This window comes from Pseudomonas sp. A, from assembly GCF_056270345.1.
Genome location: NZ_CM149873.1, coordinates 4,762,875 through 4,787,283 on the forward strand (window position 1 = coordinate 4,762,875; position 24,409 = coordinate 4,787,283).

A 24,409-nucleotide genomic window follows, 5' to 3' on the forward strand; every position below is an offset into this window, starting at 1 on the left:
TTCAGCGAGGTGCGGATTTAGCGGTTGTCGTGTGATTTGTTGTGGATGTACGACCTGCATCGCGGGGCAAGCCCGCTCCCACGGGCTCATGCGCCAAGCTGCGTGGGAGCGGGCTTGCCCCGCGATGGGTACAACGCCGAACTCAACTCCCCGAACGCGCCGGCACCTGCAGGCTTACCCGCAAACCATCGGCCCGACTGTCGAACCGCAGGTTGCCAGCGCAACGCTGGACGATCGCCTGGACGATCGCCAGCCCCAGCCCACAGCCACCGCTCTGGCCGTTACGCCAGAAGCGTTCGGTCAGGTGCTCGAGATCTTCCTGGGCAATCCCCGGCCCATGATCGCGCACCAGGAAATCCACCTGCCCGTCCTGCGCCTGTACCTCCAGCTCCACGACGGCATCGCCACCATGGCGCAGGGCGTTGTCCAGCAGGTTGCGTAGCGCCGCTACCGCCAGCGGCGCCGGCATGCTCAGGTAGACCTTGGCCGCGGCCTCGGGCAAACGCAGATGGATGCGCCGGTTGTCACCGCCGCCGGCGTCCTCGATGGCCTGCCGGGCGACCTGCTCGGCACTGCACTGCACGCCATCGTCGAACGACAGGCTGCCCTCGACTCGCGCCAGCATCAGCAACTGCTCCAGCGTGCGGTGCATGCGATCAGTACCCTGCTCGGCGTGCTCCAGCGCTTGTTCGCGCACGGCGCCGTCGGTCATCCGCGCCACCTGCAGGTGGGTCTTGATGGCGGTCAGCGGGCTGCGCAGTTCGTGTGCGGCATCGTCGGTCAGGCGACGTTCGCGCTCGATGGTCTGGGCGATGCGCAGGAACAGCTGGTTCTGGGTGTCGAGCAAAGGTTGCAGCTCGCTGGGCAGGCCGGCCACCTGCAACGGCTCGACGCTGTCGGCGCGACGCCTGCGCAAGGCGTCACGCATGCGATTGAGCGGCTCCAGCCCCTTGCCCAGACCGATCCACAACAGCCCCAGGCTGCCCAGCAAGGCCATCAGCACCGGCGCCGAGGCCGCCAGCAGGATTGACTGGTTCAGCGCCTCGCGCTCCTGGTGGCGGTCGGCGGTGGTGATGCGCACATCGCCATGGTTGTAGGTGAAGGTGCGCCAGGAGGCGCCATCGATGGTCTGGTCACGGAAGCCGCTGCGCTCGTCGTCCATGGCGCCGTCGTGCTTGTGGTTGCTGGCGAGGATCTCGCCACGCAGCGAGCTGACCTGGCAGGCCATGCCGTCCGGCACGCTGAACTGGTCGGCGGAAAAGTGCGCGTCCTGGCCCTTGGCGGTCAACGGTTGCGGCAACTGGTCGATCAGCCCCGCGACCATGCGCGCCGACGCCACCAGGCGCTGGTCGAGGGAAAACATCATCTGCTGGCGCAGGTCGCGCAGCATCCAGGCAGCCGCCAGCGCCCAGATGACGATGAACACACTGCCGAGGATCAGTGAAAGGCGAACCCGCAGGCTCATGACGCGCGCTCCTCCGGTGCCTGGGCCGGCCCCAGGCGGTAGCCAAGGCCGCGTACGGTCTCGACGATGCTGTTGCCCAGTTTGCGCCGCAGGTGGTGGATATGCACGTTCAACGCATTGCTTTCGACCTCGTCGCTGAAACCGTAGACGCAGTCCTTGAGCTGCTCGCTGGACAGCACACGCCCCGGGTTCTGCAGCAAGGCCTGAAGCAACGCCTGCTCACGGCGCGACAGGTCCACCGCCTGGCCGGCCAGGGTCGCCGCGCAACTGCTGGGGTCGTAGCGCAGCGGGCCGTGCTCGATGACGTTCACCGCCCGCCCGGCCACACGGCGCAGCAGGGTGTGCAGGCGGGCGGCCAGTTCGCGCAGGTCGAAGGGCTTGAGCAGGTAGTCGTCGGCGCCAGCCTGCAGGCCGTCGACCCGGTCGGTGACCGCGTCGCGGGCAGTGAGCACCAGCACCGGCAGGGTCTCGCCCTGCTGGCGCAGGCGGCGCAGCAGTTTGAGGCCGTCCTCGTCGGGCAGGCCCAGGTCGAGGATCATCACGTCGAACTTCGCGGTCCCGAGCATCTGCCGGGCCTGCGAGGCGCTGGCCACCCGGTCCACGGTCAGGCCCTGGGCCGAAAGGCCGGCGCAGATGCCGCTGGCGATCAGGTCGTCGTCCTCGCAGAGCAGAACGTGCATAAGGGATCTCCTGGGTGGGGAAGCTGGCATTGCACAGGGTGGCGATTAAGGGGGGATTATGAACGGGTTTGGAGATGTTCGTCGGGCTGATAGCATCGAGGCGAACAGGGCCAGACGCAGCCCTTGCTACGCCTGTGAGACCGAGCGCCGCGCGGGCGGCGCTCGGTCTCACAGGCACCACAACGCTCATGGCGAACACCTTGAAAGGCCTGGTCCTAGGACCAACTTAACCTTCAGTTAATAAGCCAAGGCCAGCATGGCGCTCTTCAAAGCTCTGCCAAGGCGTCGACATGCGTGTTCTCCTGCTCTTCCTGACATTCCTGCTCGCCGGCCCCCTCCAGGCCAACCCCTTTGCGGTAAAGCCTGACTTCCTGCCGGTCAACGAGGCCTTCGTCCTGACCCACGATCGCCTGGAAAACGGCCAGATGCGCCTGCATTTCCAGATCAAGGACGGTTACTACCTCTACCAGAAGCGCCTGAAGTTCGACGGCCTGCCTCCCGAGCAGCATCCATCGCTGCCCCAGGCCGAAAACCACCATGACGAGTTCTTCGGCGACAGCGCGGTCTACCGCTCCGAGCTTGAGCTATTGCTCCCGGCCAACGCCAGCGGTGAGCTGCGCCTGGGCTGGCAAGGCTGCGCCGACGCCGGCCTGTGCTACCCGCCGCAGACCACGCCAATCGCCCTGGGCGGCAGCGCTGCGCCACCCGCCGCTGCCGACCAGGCCAGCGACCAGGCCCTGGCCGGTACCCTGCAACAGGACAGCCTGGCCTGGAGCCTGCTGGCATTCTTCGGCCTGGGCCTGCTGCTGGCCTTCACCCCGTGCTCGCTGCCGATGCTGCCGATCCTCGCCGGATTGGTCATGGGCAATGGCGCCAGTGCCCGGCGCGGCTGGTGGCTGGCCGGCGTCTATGTGCTGAGCATGGCACTGGTCTACGCCGCCCTCGGCGTGATCGCCGCGCTGCTGGGGGCAAGCCTGCAGGCCTGGCTGCAACAGCCCTGGCTGCTGGGCAGCCTGGCCGGCCTGTTCGTGCTCCTGGCCCTGCCGATGTTCGGCGCCTTCGAACTGCAATTGCCGGCCGCCCTGCGCGACCGCCTGGACCGCGCCGGGCAAGGCACCCGTGGCGGCAACCTGTACGGTGCGGCACTGCTGGGCGCCCTGTCGGGCCTGCTGCTGGGCCCGTGCATGACCGCGCCGCTGGCCGGCGCCCTGCTGTTCATCGCCCAGAGCGGTGACGTGCTGCAAGGCGCGCTGGTGCTGTTCACCCTCGGGCTGGGCATGGGCGTGCCCCTGCTGTTGCTGGTGACCCTGGGCAACCGCTACCTGCCACGCCCCGGGGCCTGGATGAACCTGGTCAAGGGCTTGTTCGGCTTCGTGTTCCTGGCCATGGCCCTGTACACCGTGCGTGGCCTGCTGGCGCAAACCCTGGTGCTGGCCCTGGCCGGCGCCTGGCTGATCGCCCTGGGCTGGGCCGCCTGGCCGGCCCTGCAGCGCCTGCCCGCCTTGCGCGCCATTCCCCTGCTCGGCGCCTTGTGGGGTGGCCTGCTGCTGGTGGGCGCCGCAGCCGGGGGCAGCGACCTGTGGCAACCCCTGCAACCCTTCGCCGGCAAGGGCACCGCGCAAGCTCCGGCCAACGCCCACGACGCCTTCGTCACCGTGAGCGCACCGGCCGACCTGCAGCTTGAACTCGACGCTGCCAAGGCCCGTGGTCAATGGGTGCTGGTGGATTACTATGCCGACTGGTGCGTGTCGTGCAAGGTCATGGAAAAGCAGGTGTTCGGCCGTGGCGATGTCCAGGCCAGCCTGGCCGGCGTGCACCTGCTGCGCCTGGACGTGACCGCCGACTCCCCGGCCAGCCGCGAACTGCTGCAGCGTTACCAGGTACCAGGCCCGCCCAGCCTGATCTGGATCGGCCCGGAAGGCGACGAGCGCCGCGCCCGCCGCATCACCGGCGAGATCGACGCCGCCGGCTTCCTGCAACACTGGGCCCAGACCAGGAGCCAAGGCTGATGCTGACCGTCACCCTCGGGCCGCTGACCATGGCCCTGAACCACCTGCTGCTGCTCGCGGCGCTGGGCATCGCCAGCCTGGTCGGCTGGCGGGTGGCCAGGCGCGGCGGCGAGAACCCGGAGTCGGCGCTGTTCAACCTGTTCCTGCTGGGCCTGCTGTTCGCCCGCCTGGGCTTCGTCCTGGCCTACTGGCCGATGTACCGCGACGACCCGCTGCAGGTCATCGATATCCGCGACGGCGGCTTCCTGCTCTGGGGCGGCCTGCTTGGCCTCGTCCTCGGCACCCTGTGGCAGGGCTGGCGGCGACCCGGTCTGCGCCGCCCCCTGGGCTGGGCGTTGTTCAGCGGCGCGCTGTTCTGGGGCCTCGGCAGCCTGGCCAGCCACCTGTACAGCAAGGGCACCGAGCTGCCGGACATGAGCCTGCGCGACAACCGTGGCCAGGCGGTGGCCCTGCACAGCTACCGCGGGCGGCCGCTGGTGATCAACATCTGGGCCACCTGGTGCCCGCCCTGCCGGCGCGAAATGCCGGTATTGCAACAAGCCGAGGACGACTATCCCCACGTGACCTTCCTGTTCGTCAACCAGGGAGAAACCCCGGAGAACGTCAGCACCTTCATGGCCACCACCGGCCTGACTCTGTCCCACGTGCTGTTCGACGGCACCGGCGAGCTGGCCCGCAAGGTCGGCTCCATGGCCCTGCCCACCACCCTGTTCTACAACGCCGAAGGGCGGCTGGTCGGCAGCCACCTGGGCGAACTGTCGCGCGCCAGCCTGCGCCACGCCCTGGAACCCTTCGAACGCGCCGATGCGCCCGCCCCACAAGGAAACTGACATGCGACTGAATGCGCTGCTGCCCCTGACCCTCACCCTGCTCGCCGCCCCCCTGCTGCACGCCGAAGAGCTACCCAAGGCGATCCAGCAACTGCAGGCCAAGGGCGCCGTGATCAAGGGCAGCTTCGACGCCCCCAACGGCCTGCGCGGCTATGCCGCCGAGTACCACAACAACGGCATCGCCCTGTACCTGACGCCCGACGGCAAGCACGTGCTGGTGGGCAGCCTGTTCGACGAACAAGGCAAGGACCTCAGCGCCGAGCCGCTGGAAAAGCTGGTGTACGCACCGATGAGCAAGGCGGTCTGGGCGAAGATGGAAAGCACTGCCTGGATCCAGGACGGCAAGGTAGACGCGCCACGCATTGTCTACCTGTTCAGCGACCCAAACTGCCCCTACTGCAACATGTTCTGGCAGCAGGCCCGGCCCTGGGTCGAGTCGGGCAAGGTGCAACTGCGTCACATCATGGTCGGCATCATCCGCGAGGACAGTCCGGGCAAGTCCGCCGCGCTGCTCGCCGCCAAGGACCCGGCCAAGGCCTTGCAGGAACACGAGAAGGCCGGCAAGGCCAGCACGCTCAAGGCGCTGGACAAGGTGCCGGAGGCGGTGCAGAAGAAGCTCGAGGCGAACCTGGCCCTGATGGAAGAACTGGGCCTGGCCGCAACCCCGGCGATCTTCTATCAGGATGAAAAGGGGCAGTTGCAGAGCCAGCAAGGCGCGCCGCGGCCGGAGATGCTGGGGAGGATACTCGGCAAGCGTTAAACCGCAGTCTATCTGAAGGTGCAACGATAGCCTTTGGCGAATACCTCGACATGGCTGTCGTAACCAACCAGCAGATAGCGCTTCAAGCCCAGCGATCCTGATGGGTCGCAGAGCGCTTTGCGTTCGCTTAGGCACTGTACGAAAAGTAGCCGAGCGGCGATCAGGCACTTTTCGTACAAAGCCTAGGCACTGTACGCAAAATCATGTCGTAGACACCGCCGCCAGCAAGCCAGCGTGACCATTGCAGCAGAGCTTTCCGCCAGCTTGCAGTAGCGTGTATCCAGGCGGCGGTTCTCCTTCAGCCAACCAAACAGTCGTGGACAAGGAGATACGGTCGCCAGGCCGGAGCCGTCCTTTTCAGGCTCATTGATACGCCCGCTTCACCCTCGACCTTGATCGTGGCTCAATCCATCAAGGTCTCGGAAAACATAGTGTGTATACGCCGGCAGAAATCTGATTCATCGACACTGTCCGGCAACACCAATACATAGTAAAAAATTCGATTTAAGCGCAAATTGATATCGTAGGGTTCGAAATCCGAATCACCTTCAAACTCGAATAGCGTAGCGATCCCGTTCAACGCTGCTGGCTTTGCCTCAACGCCAAAGCACCCCTCGCCCGTCGCCCCCAGATTGTAACCTTGCTCAAGGTGGGCCTTCAGCATCCCCTCATCTTTATAGAAAAGAATAAACTCCTCTCCCCGAATGCACTCCTGCTGTGACTGAAACCCCAGACGTGCTGCTTTTTCCATCAATGCCGCGAGCCCCAGTTCCAGCGACGTATCGGTATAGAAGCCATACATGACACCCGACCAATCAGCCATCCCACTGTCTCCTATAGCTTGCATCCGGAAGCACCGTGACTGACATCAGCACGAAGTCTTCTATTAGCGTCCCTGAGCTGAATATCTTCTTGTATATAGAGCCTTAGATAAGCATTCTGCCGATCCACCTTTTTAACTTTACCGCCATCAACTTCAAACGAAACAAAATGGGTACTTTTCTCTTTGGTCAGCCCCATTTTACCTCTTACATTGGTGCTCTCCATTTCTTCTGGCGTTAGCGTCGTCACGTAGACACCTTTGGGCTTGCCTTGAATAGCGCCTCGCCCCCTGGCGCCGGGGTCACTTTGATTAATCACGCCTGTCCCCATGATTCCCTTATAACCTTCCTTGCTCGTGTAATGATAAACACGCACCACCTCCAAGCCTAACGGATCGATCCATGACAGAGGATTAGGCGCATATTGATAGAGGTTGATCCCGCCCCTCAAGCCTATCGGGTCTTGCTGGGTAAATCGCCCGATATCCGGGTCATAAAATCTGAATGTGTTGTAGTGCAGCCCAGTTTCCCGATCCAGGTACTGCCCCTGAAAACGCACATTCTGCCGACTGACCTGCTCCGGCGCATGCCATTCCTCGCAGTTGTTGCCCCATACCTGGTGCTGCCCCTGCCAGGCAGTTATCCCGTGTTCGTCGGTCAGTTGCTCTACCAGGCCGACCAGATTCGTATGAAAGTGGAAAACCTGCTCATGCCCAGGCACCCCATCTACCCTGGCCAGCGGCTCATGGCCCGCCGCGTCTGCGTACAGATAGAGACTCGGTTTGCCGTCCTGAACTTCTCGCAACAGACGCAGGCCTTGCCACTGAAACTCGGTTCGACTGACCGGCGCGTCCAGGTCGTCACGGTAGACTCGTTTGTCGATGCGCCTGCCCAAGGGGTCGTAAGCAAACTCGATCCGTTCGCGAAGCGGCCCACGCCGCTGACGGATACAGACCAGCCGATGCTCTGCATCGTATTCAAAGCGCTGGAGCAGACGATTGCCGGAGCGCTTCTCCTCGAGCCGACCAAAGCGGTCGTAGCGATAGCGTCTATCTTGGAACACCTTGACCCGGTTGTGCCGTACCCGACCGTTGACCTGATATCCCTCCAGCAGGTTGCCGGCAAGGTCGTAGCCAAAGTGCTCGACCATCGGCTGTTGCTGAGGCAACTGGCGTGACGCGCCATGGATTCGCTCGGTGGGCCCGTAGTCATAACCAATGCGCCCCTGGTAGCTGCCACGCCCACCGGCACCGGCCTGGAAACGACCGACCAGATGCTCAAGCTCCACCCCCAGCCCGCTACCAGCGCGCTGGGTCTGGGTCAGTACCTCGCCGACAAGGTTGTCCGCCGCATCGTACTCATAGTCCTTCTGCAGCAAGGGCATGCGGGTGCGCTCGCCATCCTGATATTCCACAGCCTTGCGCAGCAGGCGCCGCGTACTGTCATAACGGGTTCTGGTAAGCAATGCACCCTGGCTGCGCAAGACCTCGTCGTGTAACGCATCGCGCTCGAAGTCGCTGATCACCCGCCCGTCGAGATTGATCTGGTGCAGATGTCCGCTGCCATAGCACAGGTAGTTGATCCGGCGGGAGTCAGGCAGCGTCAAGGTCTGCAGGTTACCGAGGGGATCATAGGTGTAACCGAGTTGCCCTGGACCCTGGCTTTCGCTCAGCAATCGCCCCATGGCGTCGTAGGTGAAGTCCAACTGCTGGACCTGCCCACTACGGTGAGTGAAATGGATCGCCAGCAGATTGTCAGCAGCATCGTAGCGGTAGGTCGTCTCGCCATCGTCGGTCCGCTTGCACAGCAGACGACCGACCGCATCGTGTTCATGGTGGTGAACCTGTGCAAACACTTCGGGCTCATCCGGGCTGCCCGGCAACACGGGCTCCGCTTCGCGGCATGGATGCACGGTGCGTTGGGTGATCGCATCCAGGGCATCATAAAGCAGACTGAAACCGCCACCATCGAGGTTACGCTGACCAACCAACCGGTCTAGCGCATCCCACTGGAAGCGATAGTGCTCGCCGTTCTCGTTTTCCAACTGCTGCAAGCGGCCATAGGCATCCCAGTGCAACCGCACAGTGTGCCCCAGTGCATCAGTACGCTGCAGCAGTCGACCGCTGCCGTCGTATTGCCATTGGGTCATGCGCTGCGCTGGGTCGACATGGTGGGCCAACTGACCGGCGGCATCGATCTGATAGTGCTCGACCCGGCCATCGGCCAATTCGCGCTGCTGCAGATGGCCACGCACATTGAAACGATAGCGCGTGGCGCCGCCCTCGGCATTGCGCACCTCGCTCAGGTGCCCACGCAGGTCGTAACGATAGTGAGTCTGTTGCCCCGAGCAATCGCGTGAGGCAGTCAGCTGGCCACGCCCGTTCCACTTGAACGAACGTTCCTTGCCTATGGCATCGACACTACGCACCATACGTCCCTGACGATCGTGGTCGTAACGTGTCAGTTGCCCGAGTGGATCGACCTCGGACAACAGGTTGCCCCGAGCATCATAGGTATAACGACGCTCATGCCCTGCTCCGTCGACGATACGGGTGGGCAAGGCCCAATGTTCGGTGTAGCCGATGCTTTCACGACGCCCCAACGGGTCGGCAGTGGCAACCACGCGCCCGAGCGCATCGTAGCTATAGGACCACTCGCCACCTTGTGGATCGAGGGTGCGCCGCAACAGGCCATCGACATAGTCGTGCCGCCAGCAGTATCCCAGCGCATCGATGTAGGTGTGGACCTCGTTCAGCGCGCCCCAGTGATAGTGCTCCTCACGCCCCAGGCCATCGATGACCTGGGTATGGCCATGCTCCAGGTCATAGATGAAGCGATAGTCCTCGCCGTCGCTGCCCCAGTGCCGAACCACGCGCCATTCATGCTCAGGCTGTAGCTCCAACAGCGCGGGCATGGCGTAAGGCGTGCCATCCAGACTGCACGGTTGGCGCGCCGGCGGTGGCGTGAAGCGGGCCCACTCGTAGTACCGCGTAGCCCCCATGGGCAGCGTATGGCTGGCCAGCAACCCTTGGTCGGTGTAGGTAAACTGCCTCAGCAATTGCCCTTCGGCATCGGCGACAACCTCCAATTGCCCTGCCGAGGTGTAGCGATACTGCACCAGGCATTCGCGCTGCTCGACGGCAAAGGCCCGACCGGCCCGCAAGTACAATCTGTGTATCTCGGCTACCCGGCGCGGTTGCCCGTCGGCAAAGCGCAGTTCGATGAAGATCCGGGCCGAGCTGTCGCCGAGGAACTGCAATCGGCCTTGTTCGTCGTAGAACAGCTCCAGGCAATTGAGGTTACGATCACCGACCTTGACCAGGCGCGACCGCCGACTGTCCAATGGATCGGTATGGAACACCTGGTACAACCCGCTGTTGATGTCCTCGACGATGGTGAAGCCGTTGTCCTGATGAAAAAACGCCAGGCCATCGAGAATGCTGACGAAGGCACTGCCGACCTGCAGACGCCCGAGCTCCAGCCTGGCGCCCTCATCATCGACGTAGATCCACAACTCGCCCCCCTCAGGGTGCGCGACACGCTCCAGGCGCACTTCGTAGGGCACACTCCAACCTATGCCGAACAGGCCATCGCTACGTCGGTCGTTGCTGTCATAGCGCCGCGCCCAAGTGATCGGGACCAGCGCCGCGAGTTTGAAATCCACATCCTCGGGGCCATCCTGGAATTTGCTGCCCATGGCTGGAGCCACCGGGTTGCCCACCCCGCAGCGGCGACCCTTGAGCATGCCCCGGCGACTGATGAGCATCCCGGCAATCAGGCCAATGATCTTCGCCGCAGCGCTCTTGCCGTCGTGGATGTCGCGCACGGTGGTGGTGCCGCCACCGATGCGCACATTGGGCGAATAGGTCATGCCGATCGGCCCGTCGCAGGTGGTCTTGTCTCCGACCCGCGCTGCCGGCTGGCCATTGATGAACACCTTGTCCGAGCCCTGGGCAATGAACTGTTCGGGCATTGGAGGGTGCTTGCTGCAGACCGCCTTGTCCTCGGGCTTGGGAATCGATCCGGGCGCGGCTGGCGTGGTCACCGGCGGGTTGAAGATGCTGTTGATCTCCTGCGCCAAGCCGATCACCGGCAATACCATCGAGGCGCCAACCATGGCGTAGGCCCCGATGTTTTCGAGGATCGACGGTTCATCGGCTGGGCCCGGCGCCTCGACCGGGCCACCACTCACCCCGGCGGCGCGCGCCGCGAGGATGCCGTTGATGCGGGTATTGTGCGAGCCACTGCTGATCGAGCCGTACGGCTCGGGCGGAAACAGCGAATTGCCGACCCAGTTGCTGAAGTCGCTGATATGGTCGCCAATGCTCTTGTCTTCACCGGCCGGCAGCATGGCGGCGGCACTGACCATGACCCCGGCGATCAACGGCGTGAGCACGGCGGCGGCACCGCCGGTACCGACCACCGCGACCACCGTGCCACCAATGGCGGCACCGACCGCGGCGACCGCCGCCGCATAGACGGCGGCCTCGACCAGGCCACTGACCAGCTCGGCCATCAGCGGGGGATGAAGTATGAGATCGCCCATGCGGGCGGCATGCAGGCTATCGTCCATGAAACCCGTGAAATCCTTGCGCACTGTGTGCAGCGTAGCACCGGCAAGGGTGAGGATTACAGGGTGGCCATACGCCACATCGGCGCGTCAGCGCGGGGCCTGCCTGATCCTGTGGGAACAGGCACGCCCCGCGCTGAAGGCAATGCAGTTACAACGCCTCCAGCTCCGCCATCAGGTCGCTCAACCGATCGACCTTGGCGTCATCCAGCGCGCTGTCCTGCAGCCCGCGCACATAGTCCGCCAGCTCTTGCACCGTGCTGCACTCGAACATCGCCCGCAGCGGCACGTTCAACTGCAGGGCCTTCTGCACCCGCGAGGCGATCTGTGTCGCCAGCAGCGAATGCCCGCCCAGCTCGAAGAAGTTGTCGCGCACGCCCACCCGTTCGGCCTTGAGCACATCGGCCCAGATGCCGGCGAGGGTCTGCTCCAGCTCGTCGCGCGGCGCCAGGTAAGCCTGGCTGTGCTGGCCGCCGATGTCGATGGCCGGCAGCGCCTTGCGGTCGAGCTTGCCGTTGGCGTTGTGCGGCAGGCTGTCGAACCAGCCCCAGTGCAGCGGCACCATGTACTCCGGCAGTTCGGCGCGCAGGCGCTGTTTGAGCTGGTCGAGCAGCGCGGCGTCGGCGGCGACGCCCTGGTGCGCCACCAGGTAGCCGACCAGGTGCTTGCCGTTGACGCCTTCCTGCACGCCCACCGCGGCATCGCGCAGTTCGGTTTGCTCGTGTAGGCGTGCCTCGATCTCGCCCAGTTCGATGCGGTAGCCGCGGATCTTCACCTGATGGTCGATACGCCCGACGTACTCCAGCACGCCGTCCGGACGACGGCGAGCCAGGTCGCCGGTGCGGTACAGGCGTTCGCCCGGTGCACCGTACGGGTGCGGGATGAAGGCCTGCGCCGTGCGCAGCGGGTCGCCGACATAGCCACGGCCCACGCCGGTACCTGCGACGCACAGCTCGCCCACCGCGCCCAGCGGCACCAGGGTCTGGTCCTCGCCGAGCAGGTACAGGCGGTTGTTGTCGGTCGGCGTGCCGATCGGCAGGTAGCTGCCCTGGGTCGAGGCGGCATCGACGCGGAAGAACGCCACGTCATCCGAGCACTCCGCCGGGCCATAGGCGTTGACCAGGCCGATGGCCGGGTAGCGCTGCAGCCACTGGGCGGCCAGCTCGGGCGGCATGGCCTCGCCGGTCGGCAGCATCCAGCGCAGGCCGTCGAGGGCCTGGTGGTCGTTGGCCAGCATGCCCTGGATCAGCGACGGCACGCTCTCCAGCACGGTGATGCCGGTGGCCTGCACATGGCTCAGCAGGCCTTGCGGGTCATGGGCGATGGCGTTCGGCACGATCTGCACCTTGGCCCCGAACAGCGGCGCGGCGAGGAACTGCCATACCGAGATGTCGAAGCTCTGCGAGGCGGTCTGGGCGATCACGTCCTGCTCGTCCAGGGCCAGGTACGGCACCTTGCTCAGCTGGTTGTTGAGCATGCCGCGCTGCTCGACCATCACGCCCTTGGGCAGGCCGGTGGACCCGGAGGTGTAGATCACGTAGGCGAGGTTGTCCGGCGCGCTGTGGATGCCGGGGTTGTGGCTGGCCACGTTGCTCGCCTGCACCTCTTCCCAGACCAGCAGCTTCGGCCGCGCCGCGCCCACCACTTCGTCGAGCAGCTGGCGCGCCTGCTCGGCGCAGGCCGCGCTGCACACCAGCACCGGCGTGCGGCTGAGCTCGACGATGCGTTGCAAGCGCGCGGACGGCAGGCCCGGATCCAGCGGCAGGTAGCCGGCGCCGGCCTTGAAGCTGCCGACGATCATGCCCAACAGCGCCAGGCCGCGCTCGGCCAGCAGCGCCACCGGCTGGTCGATGGCCACGCCGGCCGCGACCAGGGCATGGCCGAGGCGGTTGGCCGCCACGTTCAGGCCCGCATAGTCGTAAGCGGCCGCCTCGCAGCGGGCCACGGTGCGCTGCGGGTGCGCGGCGACCCGCGCCTCGAACAGCTCGACGTAGCTCTGCTCCAGGGCGTAGCTGTGCTCGGTGCGGTTGCAGTCCTCGAGCAGGAAGCGCTGCTCGTCGGCGCCCAGCAATGCCAGTTCATCCACCTCACCGTCGAAGCCTTCGACCAGCGCCAGCAGCAGGCGCTTGAACTCGGCGAGCAGGCGCTCGACGGTCGGATAGTCGAAGTAACGCTGGTCGAACGACAGGTGCAGGCCCAGGTCATCGCCCGGGTAGCACACCGCGGTCAGCGGGAAGTTGGTGTGGGTGCGGCCCGAGTCGGAGCTGGCGTCCAGGTGCTGGGCGTGGTCGAGTACGGCGGTTTCCACCGGGGCGTTCTCGAACACGAACAGGCTGTCGAACAGCGGCTGGCCCTTGGGCAGCTCGCTGCACTCCTGGATCGCCACCAACGGCAGGTACTCGTACTCGCGCAGCTGCATGTTACGGTCGAGCAGGCCTTGCAGCCAGTCACGCACGCTGCGCCGCTCGCCGGGCTGCGGCATCTGCACGCGCAGGGCGATGCTGTTGATGAACAGGCCGACCGTGCGCTGCATCTGTGGCAGGCTCACCGGACGCCCGGCCACGGTGACGCCGAACACCACGTCGCGGTCGCCGCTGTAACGGGCCAGGGTCAGCGCCCAGGCCGCCTGGGCGAAGGTATTGACCGTCAGCTGGTGGGCCTGGGCCAGTTCGCGCAGGCGCGCGCCCTCGCTCACCTCGAGGCGGGTGTAGCAATCACCCACTACCATGCCGTCACCGGCGTGATCGTGGCGCAGCGGTCGGTCGCTGGGGATCGCCGTGGCCCGTTCGAAGCCGGCCAGGTTGGCCTGCCACCACTGGCGCGCCTCGTCGAGGTCCTGGCGCTGCAGCCAGCCGATATAGTCACGGTAGCGCGGCGGCACCGGCAGCTGGGCCTGGCGCCCTTCGCCCAGGGCCTGGTAGATCTCGAAGAAGTCGTTCATCAGCAGCGAGCGGCACCAGGCATCGATGAGAATGTGGTGGTTGCTCATCATGAACCAGTAGCGTGCGTCGTCGACGCGCACCAGGCGCAGGTGGAACGGCGCTTCGCGCAGCAGTTCGAATCCGGCCTCGCGCTCCTGCTTGTGCAGGGCCTGCAGGCGCGCTTCCTGGGCGGTCTCGTCGAGGCCGCGCCAGTCCTGGTAGTCCACCGGGGTCTTGCCGGGCTTGTGGATGATCTGCAGCATCGCTTCGCCGGCGTTCCAGCTGAACGACGCACGCAACGCCTCGTGGCGCGCCACCACGGCCTGCCAGGCCTGGGCGAAGCGCTCGGGGTCGAGGGCACTGTTGATGCGGTAGCGGTCCTGCATGTAATAGATGCCGGTGCCCGGCTCGAGCAGGGTGTGTAGCAGCAGGCCTTCCTGCATCGGCGTCAGCGGGTAGACGTCCTCGATCTCGGCGACCGGGATCGGCAGCGCGTCGATCTGCTCCTGGGTCAGTTGCGCCAGCGGGAAGTCCGACGGCGTGAAGCTGCCGTTGCCGTCCACCAGGCAGTGGCCGACCAGGGCCAGCAGTTCCTGGCGGTAGGCTTCGGCCAGACGGGCAATGGTCGCTTCGTCGTAGCGCTCGGCGCTGAAGCTCCAGCGCAGTTGCAGCGCGCCGCCGTACACCTGGCCATCGACGCTCAGCCAGTTCGGCAGCGGCGCGTCGAGGTCATGGGCCAGGCCCGCGGGGGCATCCAGCGGCTGGAACAGCGCCGCCTGGTCGAACTGCTGGTCGAACTGGCCCAGGTAGTTGAAGGTGATGCGCGCCTGGGGCAGCGCGGCCATGCGTTCGCGCCCGGCCTCGTCGGCCAGGTAACGCAGCACGCCATAACCCAGCCCCTTGTGCGGCACCTGGCGCAGCTGCTCCTTGATGCGCTTGATCGAGCCGGCACGGGCCGATTCGCCCTCACCCATCTGCGGGCTCAAGCTCAGCGGGTAGGCATTGGTGAACCAGCCGACACTGCGGGTCAGGTCCATGTCCTCGAACAAGCCGTCGCGGCCATGGCCCTCCAGTTGCACCAACACCTGTTGGTCGCCGCTCCACTGGCACAGGGTGCGCGCCAGGGCGGTCAGCAGCAGGTCGTTGACCTGGGTGTGGTAGGCCGCCGGCGCCTGTTGCAGCAGCTGACGGGTCTGTTCGACGTCCAGTTCGATGGCGATGCTGCGGGCATGGCGGTGCAGGTTGCCACCCTGGGGATGATCGCAAGGCAGTTCGCGGCGGGCGCTACCCAGTTGGGCTTCCCACCAGCCCAGCTCGTCGCGCAGCGAATCGCTGCCGGCATAGCTGGCCAGGCGCGCCGCCCAGTCGCCCATGGCATGGGTCTTGGCAGCCAGCGTTTCACCGCGGTACAGCGCCTGCAGGTCTTCCAGCAGGACGCGCCAGGACACACCATCGACCACCAGGTGATGGATGGCCAGCAGCAGGCGCTGGGCACCCTGGCCGTCGCTGACCAGCAAGGCACGCAGCAGCGGCCCCTCGGCAAGGTCGAGGCTGCGCTGCACATCGGTATAGAGCGCCTGGCAGTCCTCGAAGTCGGTCACCGTCGCGGTCCACAGCAACGGCTGGGCGCTCTGCTGGGCGTACTCACCCCGCCAGCGGCCGTTGGCCTGGTCGAAGCGCAGCCGCAGGCTGTCGTGGTGCTCGACCAGCGCGGCCAGGGCCTGCTCCAGCGCCTCAGCCTGCAATGGCTGGCGCGCCTGCAGCAGCACCGCCTGGTTCCAGTGCTGCGGTTGCGGCACTTCGCTGTCGAAGAACCAGTGCTGGATCGGCGTCAGGCCGCTGTGGCCCTCGCGCGCGCCCTGCTCGATGCTGCTCGGCGCCTCGCTGCGGGTCACCACGGCCGCCAGGGTCTGGATGGTCTGGTGCTGGAACAGGTCGCGCGGGGTGAACTGCAACCCCAGCTGGCGGGCCCGGCTGACTACCTGGATCGACAGGATCGAGTCGCCGCCCAGTTCGAAGAAATTGTCCTGCACGCCGATGCGCGACTGGTTGAGCACTTCGCGCCAGACCTGCGCCAGCTGGCTTTCCAGCTCGTTGGCCGGGGCCTGGTAGTGCTGGCGCGCCTGCTCCAGGTCCGGCGCCGGCAGCGCGCGGCGGTCGAGCTTGCCGTTGCCCATCAGTGGCAAGCTGTCGAGCAGCACCAGGTGCGCCGGCACCATGTAGTCCGGCAGATGCTGGCGGGCATCGGCCTTGACCGCCTCGCGCAGCAGGGCCTGGGCCTCGGCGTCGGCGCCGGCCTGCGGGCACACCAGGTAGCCCACCAGCTGCTTGCCGCCCGGCAGGTCAAGGGCCAGGACCACCGCCTCCTCGACGTCGGCGTGCTCCTGCAGGCGGCTCTCGATCTCGCCCAGCTCGATACGGAAGCCGCGGATCTTCACCTGCTGGTCGGCACGCCCGACATATTCCACCAGGCCATCGGCGCGCAGGCGCACCAGGTCGCCGGTGCGATACAGGCGGCCACCGTCATGGCTGAACGGGTCGGCGACGAAGCGCTCGGCGCTCAGGCCTGGGCGGTCGTGATACCCCTGGGCCAGGCCCGCGCCGCCCACGTACAGCTCACCGATGCCACCCTGCGGCAACAGGGCCAGGTCGTCGTCGAGGATATAGGCGGTGCGGGCGCCGATCACCCGGCCGATCGGCACGCTGCCGGCATCGACGGGCAGCGTGTCCGGCGCCAGGCACGCCAGCGGCATGACCACGGTCTCGGTCGGGCCATAGGCGTTGAAGAACTGTTGCGGGGCAAAAGCCTGGCGGATGCGCAGCAGGTGTTCGCCGGTCAGCGCCTCGCCACCGGTGATCACCAGGCGCACCGGCAACTGCTCGCCCTGCCCGGCCAGGTACTGGGCCAGCTGGCTGCCGTAGCTCGGGGTGAAGCCGAGCACGCTGACCTGCTGTTCACGTACCAGCTGGCAGATTTCCTCGGCGCCCCATTGGCCCTGGGCGCGCAGCACCACGCGGGCGCCGCACAGCAGCGGTACCAGCAGGCGTTCGCTGGCGGCGTCGAAGTTGATCGAATAGAAATGCAGCTCGCAGTCGTCGCTGCGCATGCCGAACTCGGCGATCACCGCCTTGCAGTGCATGGCGATTTCACCGTGGCTGACCACCACGCCCTTGGGCTTGCCGGTGGAGCCGGAGGTGTAGATCAGATAAGCCTGGTGCTGCGTCAGGTTGAGGTTGTCCAGGGCGGCGTCGCTGTAGGCGGACAGGCTCGCGGCATCGTCCTCCAGGCTCCAGCGCGCGACACCTGGCGGCAGTTCGCCCAGGGTGTCGAGCAGCGCCCGCTGGCCGATCAGCAGGCCAAGGCGGCTGTCCTCGATCATGTAGCGCAGGCGGTCGAGCGGGTATTCCGGATCCAGCGGCACGTAGGCGCCACCGGCCTTGAGAATGGCCAGCAGGCCCACCACCATCTCCAGCGAGCGCTCCAGCGCCAGGCCTACCCGCACCTGCGGGCCTACGCCGCGCTCGCGCAGGGCGCGGGCCAGGCGATTGGCCTGCTGGTCGAGCTCGGCGTAGCTCAGGTGCTGGCCGGCAAAGGTCAGGGCCAGGGCATGCGGGGTACGCTCGGCCTGGGCGGCGAACAACCCGTGCAGCGTCTGGTTCAGCTCGAAGTCCTGCTCGCCCTGGAGCTGACCGATCAGCACCTGCTGTTCGGCCTCGGCCAGCATCGGCAGTTCGCACAGGCGCTGTTGCGGGTCGTCGATCAACGCCACCAGCAGTTGCTGCCAGTGCTCGGCCATGCGGGCGATACGCGGTTCGTCGAACAGGTCGCGGCTGTAGGTGAAGCAGCAGCCCAGGCGGCCATCGAGGTCGGTGACCTCCAGGTACAGGTCGAACTTGGTGGCGCTGGCGTCGTTGACCAGGTAGTCCACCTGCATGCCCACCAGCTCACGGCTCTGCTGGAAGGCCCAGCGCTGCACGTTGCACATCACCTGGAACAGCGGGTTGTAGGCGCTCGAACGCGGCGGCTGCAGGGCCTCGACCAGTTGCTCGAACGGCAGGTCCTGATGCGACTGGCCGTCGATGATGGTCTGGCGCACCTGGTCGAGCAACGCGCCGGCGCTCATCTGCCCGTCCAGCTCGCAGCGCAGCACCTGGGTGTTGAGGAAGGCGCCGATCAGCCCTTCGCTTTCCGGACGGATGCGGTTGGCCACCGGCGCGCCGATGCGCAGGTCGCGCTGGCCGCTGTAGCGGTGCAGCAGCGTGGCCAGGGTGGCGGTCATGGTCATGAACAGGGTCAGGCCGCGCTGGCTGTTGAAGGCATGCACGCGCTTGACCAGCGCAGGATCCAGGTCGAAGCGGTAGAGCTCGCCGCGGTGGCTCTGCACTGCCGGGCGCGGACGGTCGGCCGGCAGCGCCAGCACCGGATGCTCCTCGCCCAGACGGTCTTTCCAGTAGGCCAGCTGACGGGCGCCCTCGCCGCCTTCCAGCCACTGGCGCTGCCAGACGCTGTAGTCGAGGTACTGCACCGGCAGCGGCGCCAGCGGCGACTCGCGCTCGTCGACGAAAGCCTCGTACAGCTCGCCCAGTTCACGGGCGAAGATGTCCATGGCCCAGCCTTCGGTGACGATGTGATGCAGGGTCAGGACGAAGTAGTGCTCGCGCTCGCCGGCCTTGACCAGACAGGCGCGCAGCAGCGGGCCGCGCTCCAGGTCGAACGGCTGGTGCGCCTGGTCGTCGGCCAGTTGCTGCAGGCGTTGCTGGCGGGCTTCGTCGGCCAGGGCGCTGAAGTCGTGCCAGTGCAGTTGCAGGTGGCTGTCGTCGGCCACGCACTGGTACGGCTTGCCGTCGATGCTGGGGAAGGTGGTGCGCAGGGTTTCATGGCGCACGATCAGCGCCTGCAGGGCACGCTCGAAGGCGTCCACGTGCAGCGGTCCCTGGAAGCGGGCCATGCCGCCGACGTTGTAGGCGGGGCTGTGCGGGTCCATCTGCCAGAGGAACCACATGCGCTGCTGCGAGTACGACAGTGGCACGGCCTGGCGGCGGTCGACACGGGCGATGACGCCTTGCCGGTTACGCTCGCCGCTGCCTTGCAGGCGGGCGATCTCGGCGCAGAACGCGCCCAGTTCGCTGGCGTCGAACAGGGCCTTGAGCGGCAGCTCGACATCCAGCGCCTGGCGGGTACGCGAGACGATCTGGGTGGCCAGCAGCGAGTGGCCGCCGAGGGCGAAGAAATCGTCCTGCAGGCCAACCTGCGGAAGGTTCAGCACCTCGCGCCAGATCGCCGCGACCTGCTGCTGCAGCGCGCTTTGCGGCTCGACATGCTCACGTTGCTGCCAGACCGGCGCCGGCAGCGCCCTGCGCTCGACCTTGCCGCTCGGCCCCAGGGGCATCTGCGCCAGGTGGATGAGCTGGGCCGGCACCATGTAGGCCGGCAGGCACTCCGCCAGCGCGGCCAGCAGCGCGTCGCTCTGCTCGATGCCACTGTAGTAACCCACCAGTTGGGCGCCAACGGCGTCCTGGTGAATCAGCACCAGGGCCTGGGCAACACCCGGCTGGGCCAGCAGCACCGCCTGCACTTCCTCGGGCTCGACGCGGAAACCGCGCACCTTCACCTGCTGGTCGAGGCGGCCCAGGTACTCCAGGGCCTGGCTCTGCACATGCCAGCGGGCACGGTCGCCACTGCGGTACAGGCGCGCGCCGTCGCCATCGGGCTGGGGCACGAAACGCTCGGCGGTCAGCCCCGGGCGGCCGAGGTAGCCACGGGCCAGGCCCGCGCCCCCCAGGCACAGCTCGCCGGGCACGCCCGGCGCGCTCAACTCGAATTCGTCGTCCAGCACCCGGCACAGCACGTTGCCCAGCGGGCGGCCGATGGGCGAGCGCTCGCCATCACTCGCCAGGCAGTGCCAATGGGTGACGTTGATGGCGGTTTCGGTCGGGCCGTAGCGGTTGTGCAGTTGCACTTGCGGCAGCAGTTGCAGCACGCGGTCACGCAAGGCCGCGGACAGCGCCTCGCCACCGGAGAACAGCCGGCGCAGGCTGGTGCAGCCAGCGGCCAGCGGCTCCTGGACAAACACCTGCAACAGCGGCGGCACGAAGTGCAGCGTGGTCACCCCGTGTTGCTGGATCAGCTGGGCGATGCGCTGCGGGTCACGGTGCTCGCCGGGGCCGGCCAGCACCAGCTGGCAACCGGTGACCAGCGGCCAGAAGCACTCCCACACCGACACGTCGAAGCTGATCGGTGCCTTCTGCATCAGCACGTCGCTGGCGTCCAGCGCGTAGGTTTGCTGCATCCACTGCAAGCGTTCGGCCAAGGCCGCGTGGGTGTTGCCCACGCCCTTGGGCTGGCCGGTGGAGCCGGAGGTGTAGATCACGTAGGCAAGGTTGTCGCCGTGCAGGTGCAGGCCCGGGGCCTGGCTCGGCCAGCTGTCCAGGTGCAGCTGATCAAGGGCGATGGCGCTGACGCCGTCCACCTGCGGCAGCTTGTCGAGCAGGCTGGCGTGGCTGAGCAGCAGGCCGGCCTTGCAGTCGGCCAGCATGTAGGCCAGGCGCTCGGCCGGGTAGTCGGTGTCCAGCGGCACATAGGCGGCGCCGGCCTTGAGAATGGCCAGCAGACCGACCAGCAACTGCGGCGAACGCTCGAGGGCAATGGCCACGCAGGTGTCCGGGCCGACTCCCTTGTCGCGCAGGTAGTGGGCCAGGCGGTTGGCCTGCTGGTGCAACTCGGCATGGCTGAGCTGGCCGCCCTCCCACACCAGCGCGGTGTGCTCGGGGGTCAGGCGGGCCTGTTCATTGAGTTGCTCGACCAGCAGCCGCGGCGCGCTCGCCATCGGCGCCTGCCCCCAGCCGAGCAGTTGCGCGCGGCCCTGCTCGTCGAGCAGGCGCACCTCGCCGAGGGCCAGTTGCGGCTCGGCGCAGACCTGCTCGAGCAAGGCCAGCAGATGGCTGGCCAGGCGCTTGACGGTGGCCGCCTCGAACAACCCGGCGGCGTAGTCGAAGGCCAGCGTCAGGCGGCCCTGGTGGTCTTCCTCGCTGTGCAGCTGCAGGTCGAACTTGGCCTCGCGGCTGTGCCACGGCAACTCTTCGGCCAGCAGCCCGGGCAGGCGGCGCAGGGCCGACAGGTCGCGCTGCTGGTGGTTGAACATGACCTGGAACAGGCCCTGTTCACGGGCCTGCGGCAGCGCTTCGAGCAGTTGCTCGAACGGCAGGTCCTGATGGGCCTGGGCTTCCAGGGTAGCCTGGCGCGCCTGGGCCAGCAGCCCGGCGAACGGCAGGCGGCCGTCGAGTTCGGCGCGCAGCACCTGGGTGTTGATGAAAAAGCCCACCATGCCCTGGGTTTCCAGGCGCGGGCGGTTGGCGTTGGGCACGCCGACACGGATGTCGCCCTGGCCGCTGTAGCGGTGCAGCAGGGCCTGCCAGCCGGCCAGCAGGACCATGAACAGGCTGGCCTGCTGGTCGCGGGCCAGGCCCTTGAGGGCGCTGGTCAGCGCAGTCGGCACCTTGAGGCTGTGGCGCGCGGCGCGGGTGTGCTGCTGGCTGGCGCGGGGCTGGTCGGTGCACAGGTCGAGCACCGGCAGTTCATCACCTAATGTGTTCTTCCAGTAGTCGAGCTGACGGGCGCTCTCGCCGTCGGCCAGCCACTGGCGCTGCCACTGGCCGTAGTCGGCGTAGCCGAGCGTCAGTTCGGGCAGTTGCACGGCCTGGCCTTGGGCGGCGTACAGGCGGGCGAACTCATCCAGCAGGATATTCAGCGACCAGCCGTCGGCGACGATGTGGTGCAGGGTCACCCACAGCTGGTGCTCTTCGTCGTCCAGGCGCGCCAGGGTCACCCGCAGCAGCGGGCCCTGGCGCAGGTCGAACGGCTGCTGCGCCTCGTCCTCACGGCGCGCGGCCACCTCGGCGGGCGACAGCCCTTCGAGGTCCAGATGGCGCAGGGTGAACGACGGGGCCGGCAGGATGCGCTGCACGGCCTGGCCGTCGACCTCGTCGAACAGCGTGCGCAAGGATTCGTGGCGGGCGACCAGGGCCTGGAAGCTCGCCTGCAGCGCCACTTCGTCCAGCTCGCCGCGCAGGTGCAGGCCGGCGGGGATGTTGTAGGCGGCGGACTGCGGCTCCAGTTGCCACAACAGCCACAGGCGATTCTGCGCCAGGGACTGCGGCAATGCCTGGTCGCGGTCCTGGTTGTGGATGACGCCGGCGGCGCTGCCGCCTTCGGCGAGGATGGCCGCCACGGCGGCGCTGTACTCGGCCAGGGTCGGTGCTTCGAACAGGATGCGCAGGCTCAGTTGCAGGCCCAGCTCGTCGCCCAGGCGCGCGGTCACCTGGGTGGCGGCGATGGAGTTACCGCCCAGCAGCAGGAAGTGATCGTCCGCCGCCACCGATTCGACCTTGAGCAGCTCACGCCAGATGCCGGCGATCCGTGCCTGCAGGTCGTCAGCGGCCACGCCATTTTCCTGCGCCGTTTGCGCCGTCGGGAACCGCGCATAGATATCCAGGCTGCCGTCGTTCATGCGCAGGCGGCAGGCCGAGCGCTGCAGCTTGCCGCTGGAGGTCTTGGGCAGCGCGCCGGGGTTGAGCAGCAGGACCACGGCCGGCGCCTGGCGGCAGGCGTCGGCGATGACCCGGCGCAGGGTGTTGATCAGCGCCTCGGGCGTGTGCGCCTTCTGCACGTTGCGGCTGATCTCCACCGCCACGCCAATGCCTTCCTCGCCCTGGTCGTCGACGGCGAATACCGCCACACGCCCCTTGCGCAGCACCTCGAGCTCACGCTCCAGGGTCTTTTCCAGGTCCTGCGGGTAGATGTTCTGGCCACGGACGATGAGCATGTCCTTCAGGCGTCCGGTGACGAATACCTCGCCGTCGCGCATGAAGCCCAGGTCGCCGGTGCGCAGCCAGGTCTGGCCGTCCATCTCGACGAAGGTGCGGGCGCTGGCCTCGGGGTTGCGCCAGTAACCCAGGGCGATGCTCGGGCCACCGGCCCAGATCTCACCCACCTGGTTGTCAGCCAGCACCTGCAGCTGTTGCGGCTCGACGATGCGTACCGCGTGGCCCGGCTGCGGATAGCCGCAGCTCATCAGCACGCTGCCCTTGCCCGGCTCGGCCCGGTTGGCGGCGAAGGCCTCGGCATCCAGCTCCAGGGCGCCGATGCCCTGGCCACGGCGGCTGCCACTGACGAACAGGGTGGCTTCGGCCAGGCCGTAGCTGGCGAAGAAACTGCTGGCGTCGAAGCCACAGCCGGCAAATTTTTCGGCGAAGGTGTCGAGGCTGTCCTGGCGGATCGGCTCGGAACCGGAATAGGCCACGCGCCAGCGGCTCAGGTCCAGGCCGGCGATTGCGGCCTCGCTGACCCGCTCGCTGCACAGGCGGTAGGCGAAGTCCGGGCCGCCGCTGATGGTGCCGCCGTATTCGCTGATCGCCTGCAGCCAGCGCAGCGGCCGGGCGAGGAAGTAGCCCGGCGACATCAGCACGCAGGGCACGCCACTGAAGATCGGCTGCAACAGGCCGCCGATCAGGCCCATGTCGTGGTACAGCGGCAGCCAGCTGACGATCACGTCGTCCGGGTTCAGGTCGATGCCGAAGCCCTGGCGGATCAGTTGCTCGTTGGCCACCAGGTTGCCATGGCTGACCTGCACGCCCTTGGGCAGCGCGGTGGAGCCGGAGGTGTACTGCAGGAAGGCGATGTCATTGCCTTTGAGCTCAGGCTCGCGCCACTGCCCGGCCAACTGCGGGTCCAGGCGATCCACTGCCAGCAGGCCCGGGGCGTTGGCCCCTGCCAGGGCTTCGAGGCCCTGCAAACTGTCACACAGCGCTTCTACCGTCAGCAGCAGGCGCGGCTCGGCGTCGTCGATGATCGACAGCAGGCGCTCCTGGTGATGCTGACGCGAAGACTCCGGCGGATACGCCGGCACGGCGATCACCCCGGCATACAGGCAGCCGAAGAAGGCCGCGACATAGTCCGGGCCGCTGGGGAACAGCAGCACGGCGCGCTCGCCGAACCCGGCCCGGGCCTGCAACGCCGCGGCGATGGTCCGCGCGCGCTGGTCGAGGTCCCGGTAGCTGAGCACCGCCTGCTCGCCGGGCGCGTCGGCCAGGAAGCGCAAGGCAATGCGCTCAGGGGTCTGGGCGGCGCGCTGCGCCAGGGCCTGGACCAGCGAGTGCGGGAGTTCGAAGGCGTCCGTCATGGAATGTTCCTGCCAGTGTCTGGGTGAGTCGCGCCTGACTGGCCCGCGCACGACAGGCGGGCAGTGTTCGGCAGCCGAGATGTACACAGGGGAACGGATGGGCCTGGGAAGAAATTAGGCCCGTCGGACGGCCCGGGAAGGCCGGGCGCAGAGGGATGGAGTGAAGCCGTTCACA

Annotated in this window: 8 protein-coding genes and 1 pseudogene; 3 read left to right on the forward strand and 6 right to left on the reverse strand. The window is 66.9% G+C overall.

Annotation, left to right across the window (positions count from 1 at the left end):
* Positions 1-142 precede the first annotated feature (142 nt).
* Together AC0MAZ_RS21350 and AC0MAZ_RS21355 are read right to left on the reverse strand one after the other, a co-directional pair.
* On the reverse strand, positions 143-1,465 hold the full coding sequence (locus AC0MAZ_RS21350; protein WP_475859086.1) for an ATP-binding protein: 1,323 nt from the start codon (positions 1,463-1,465) through the stop codon (positions 143-145).
* On the reverse strand, positions 1,462-2,145 hold the full coding sequence (locus AC0MAZ_RS21355) for a response regulator (protein ID WP_254463787.1): 684 nt from the start codon (positions 2,143-2,145) through the stop codon (positions 1,462-1,464). The genes AC0MAZ_RS21350 and AC0MAZ_RS21355 overlap by 4 nt, the downstream gene beginning before the upstream one ends.
* A 290-nt stretch (positions 2,146-2,435) precedes the next feature.
* On the opposite strand from AC0MAZ_RS21355, the gene dsbD reads away from it, so the two are divergent.
* The 3 genes from dsbD to dsbG are packed head-to-tail and all read left to right on the forward strand — an operon-like array spanning position 2,436 to position 5,744.
* Positions 2,436-4,154, forward strand: a complete 1,719-nt coding sequence (gene dsbD / locus AC0MAZ_RS21360) for a protein-disulfide reductase DsbD (protein WP_475859087.1) — start codon at positions 2,436-2,438, stop codon at positions 4,152-4,154.
* Positions 4,154-4,984 carry a TlpA family protein disulfide reductase gene (locus AC0MAZ_RS21365; RefSeq protein ID WP_198742788.1) on the forward strand — a complete coding sequence of 277 codons (831 nt, stop codon included), beginning with the start codon at positions 4,154-4,156 and terminating at the stop codon, positions 4,982-4,984. Before dsbD ends, AC0MAZ_RS21365 begins: the two co-directional genes overlap by 1 nt.
* A gap of 1 nt (position 4,985) precedes the next feature.
* Complete coding sequence (gene dsbG, locus AC0MAZ_RS21370) at positions 4,986-5,744, forward strand: thiol:disulfide interchange protein DsbG (protein ID WP_475859089.1); 759 nt, start codon at positions 4,986-4,988, stop codon at positions 5,742-5,744.
* 182 nt (positions 5,745-5,926) lie between these two features.
* Here the strand turns inward: dsbG and AC0MAZ_RS21375 are convergent.
* The 4 genes and pseudogenes from AC0MAZ_RS21375 to AC0MAZ_RS21390 all read right to left on the reverse strand — a co-directional run.
* Positions 5,927-6,061, reverse strand: a pseudogene (locus AC0MAZ_RS21375) (IS5/IS1182 family transposase); the annotation flags it as partial.
* Positions 6,062-6,147: 86 nt separating this feature from the next.
* On the reverse strand, positions 6,148-6,567 hold the full coding sequence (locus AC0MAZ_RS21380) for a hypothetical protein (RefSeq protein ID WP_475859090.1): 420 nt from the start codon (positions 6,565-6,567) through the stop codon (positions 6,148-6,150).
* Positions 6,568-6,578: 11 nt separating this feature from the next.
* Positions 6,579-11,138: an RHS repeat-associated core domain-containing protein gene (locus AC0MAZ_RS21385; protein ID WP_475859091.1), complete on the reverse strand. Its 4,560-nt coding sequence runs from the start codon at positions 11,136-11,138 to the stop codon at positions 6,579-6,581.
* A gap of 148 nt (positions 11,139-11,286) precedes the next feature.
* Positions 11,287-24,234 carry a non-ribosomal peptide synthetase gene (locus AC0MAZ_RS21390; RefSeq protein ID WP_475859093.1) on the reverse strand — a complete coding sequence of 4,316 codons (12,948 nt, stop codon included), beginning with the start codon at positions 24,232-24,234 and terminating at the stop codon, positions 11,287-11,289.
* Positions 24,235-24,409: the final 175 nt, after the last annotated feature.

Excerpts from the sequence above, each read along its gene's own strand:
- dsbD (WP_475859087.1), top strand. The coding sequence starts at position 2,436 with ATGCGTGTTCTCCTGCTCTTCCTGACATTCCTGCTCGCCGGCCCCCTC.
- AC0MAZ_RS21350 (WP_475859086.1), bottom strand. The coding sequence starts at position 1,465 with ATGAGCCTGCGGGTTCGCCTTTCACTGATCCTCGGCAGTGTGTTCATC.
- dsbG (WP_475859089.1), top strand. The coding sequence starts at position 4,986 with ATGCGACTGAATGCGCTGCTGCCCCTGACCCTCACCCTGCTCGCCGCC.
- AC0MAZ_RS21390 (WP_475859093.1), bottom strand. The coding sequence starts at position 24,234 with ATGACGGACGCCTTCGAACTCCCGCACTCGCTGGTCCAGGCCCTGGCG.
- AC0MAZ_RS21385 (WP_475859091.1), bottom strand. The coding sequence starts at position 11,138 with ATGGACGATAGCCTGCATGCCGCCCGCATGGGCGATCTCATACTTCAT.
- AC0MAZ_RS21365 (WP_198742788.1), top strand. The coding sequence starts at position 4,154 with ATGCTGACCGTCACCCTCGGGCCGCTGACCATGGCCCTGAACCACCTG.
- AC0MAZ_RS21355 (WP_254463787.1), bottom strand. The coding sequence starts at position 2,145 with ATGCACGTTCTGCTCTGCGAGGACGACGACCTGATCGCCAGCGGCATC.
- AC0MAZ_RS21380 (WP_475859090.1), bottom strand. The coding sequence starts at position 6,567 with ATGGCTGATTGGTCGGGTGTCATGTATGGCTTCTATACCGATACGTCG.